1 protein-coding gene is annotated in these 2325 nt (G+C 42.5%); it reads left to right on the forward strand.

The features are described 5' to 3' along the window. Positions 1–179: 179 nt before the first annotated feature. Entirely contained in the window at positions 180–1868 is a 1689-nt protein-coding gene (locus tag GH664_RS23965) for a transposase (protein ID WP_153170279.1), read from the forward strand. Positions 1869–2325 lie beyond the last annotated feature (457 nt).

Below are 2325 nucleotides of genomic sequence, written 5' to 3' on the forward strand. Positions count from 1 at the left end.
ACAAAGGTAGAAAAAAAAATCGATAGCAGCAAAATTCGGGGGAGGCTGTCCGAAAATTTAATTAGGGAAGCAAACAACTGAATTGAGCATTTTTCTTTTGCTCTTTATAGTTAATTAACCTCGTATCTTCTTGATTCTCAAATATTTTATGTATCTTTGTAGTAAAAAACAAGAAAGATATGGCATATAAAAAAGGACAAGATAGACGACAGAGGGTTCTTTTCCCTGATTGCATTGACGAGTATGTAGAGGCTGACGCCCCTGTTCGCTTGTTCGATGCTTTTGTCGATAATCTCAAAATGAATGAACTGGGATTCGTCCGCAGTACTCCTGCAGAGACTGGTACTCCTGGATATGATCCTCGCGATCTCCTCAAACTCTATATTTATGGTTACTTCTATCAGGTACGTTCCTCTCGCAAACTTGCTCGTGAGTGCAAGTGTAACGTAGAGGTAATGTGGCTGCTCAACAAGCTGACTCCTGACTTTCGTACAATCTCCGATTTCCGCAAGGACAACAAGAAGGCTATTACTAAAGTTTTTAAAGAGTTCAACAAGTTTTGTATGGGACTGAAGCTCTTTTCCAAGTCGTACATCTCTATTGATGGAAGCAAGTTTAAGGCTGTAAATGCTAAAGACAACAACCTTACTCTAAGCAAACTCGATGACCGAATCAAGCGTCTTGATGAACATATTTCAATCTATATGGAAGAACTTGAAGCATACGATCATGAGGAAGGACGCAAGCTCTCTAAAGATGAGTTGCAACGTAAGCTTGATGTTTGCAAGGAACGCAAGGATCGTTATGAAGGATACCGTGATACACTTGAGAAAAGTGGTGAAAGCCAGATTTCCTTAACCGATCCTGATTCCCGACTAATGAAAGCCAACGAAGGCTTTTGTGTCGGTTATAATGTGCAAACTGCAGTTGATGCGGAGAGCCATATGATAGCAGGCTTCCTGGTAACCAACAGTCCAACAGACCATGGTCAGCTTACAAGCGTAGCATCTGAGGTGAAAGCCGATTATGGTGTTGACGTTCTTGAATCAACTGCAGACAAGGGGTACGAGTGTCCCGAGGATCATGCAGATGCATTGGCTAATGGTATCGTACCAAATGTTATCCAACGTGATGGCAGCTGCGCGGAGCAGGTTCAGTTTGACTATAACGAAGCTAACATAACTGACGAACAAAAGTCAAGTACTAATCCAGAAGATTTGAAGGCATGTCTTGAAGCTGCAGTCATACCGGAAGCCTACAAGGATTTTTTAACCGATGCACAGATTGTAGAGGTCAAGGAGTACACTTCTGATGTAGCAGAGTCTGCTGTACTGAAGATGACTCCCGAGCAGATGCGTGCCAAGGCTCTTGAAGGATACTTCGTGAGGGATGCCGAACGCAATCTTGTCTATTGTCCGCAAGGAGAAATCCTGAGGCAAAAGTCTATCAAAAGAAATGGTATGATCCGCTACTGCAACAAGCTTGCATGTAAAAAATGCAAGTGCAAGTGTACCATCCAGAAGTTCAAGGAGGCAGACTTCAACAAAGACACCTTGATAAAGGCAACCGAAGCAAAACGCAAGCAACTCAAAGAAGAGAATAAGGACAAGCCAAAAACTCCAAGAATGAAGGTCGTGAAGAAGGTTGTCCGTTACGTTTTACATCTAGATCAGAACAAGATGGACAATCGCAAATGCCTCTCCGAGCATCCTTTCGGAACCATGAAGCGAGCACTTGGGCAATACTACTTTTTACTGAAAGGCAAACTGAAAGTAACTGCTGAGATGGGCCTCTTTTGCCTATCTTATAACCTTCGTCGTGCCATATCTCTCAAAGGTGTACCTGCTTTGATTGCTTCTCTTGGATAATGACCTGTAGGGAATCATATACCATCGAAAAACACGCTCTATTAGTGTTCATATCGGTCTTTTTAAGCCCTTATGACGAATTGTTTAACATAAACTAAAATTTTAAGATGAAAAAAGATATGCCCTTAGAGGGGCTTAGGTGGAGTCGTGATAGCGGTTCTGCCCTCTATGATACACCCCAAACAGCCGTTCTCGGACGGGCTGGGGGGGGGATGAAGAGCTAGCAACTCTCAACCAACTTAAAACCGACACCACGGATAGTCTCGATGCTAACGAGAGAGTCTGATTTCAAGACCTTTCTGAGTTTAGTGATAACAGTGTCTAGGCAGCGGGAAATGAAGAAGTCTTTCTCCGCGAGAGTGTAAACTAAACTGTGTCAAGCTACAATAAAAGTAGTTTAACACAGTTTTTATATTATGGACAACTTAGAAATTGATTACAAGAAAGCAGCTCAGGC

Origin of the sequence: Thauera sp. 2A1, from assembly GCF_009469595.2 — a bacterium.
Classification (GTDB): domain Bacteria; phylum Pseudomonadota; class Gammaproteobacteria; order Burkholderiales; family Rhodocyclaceae; genus Thauera.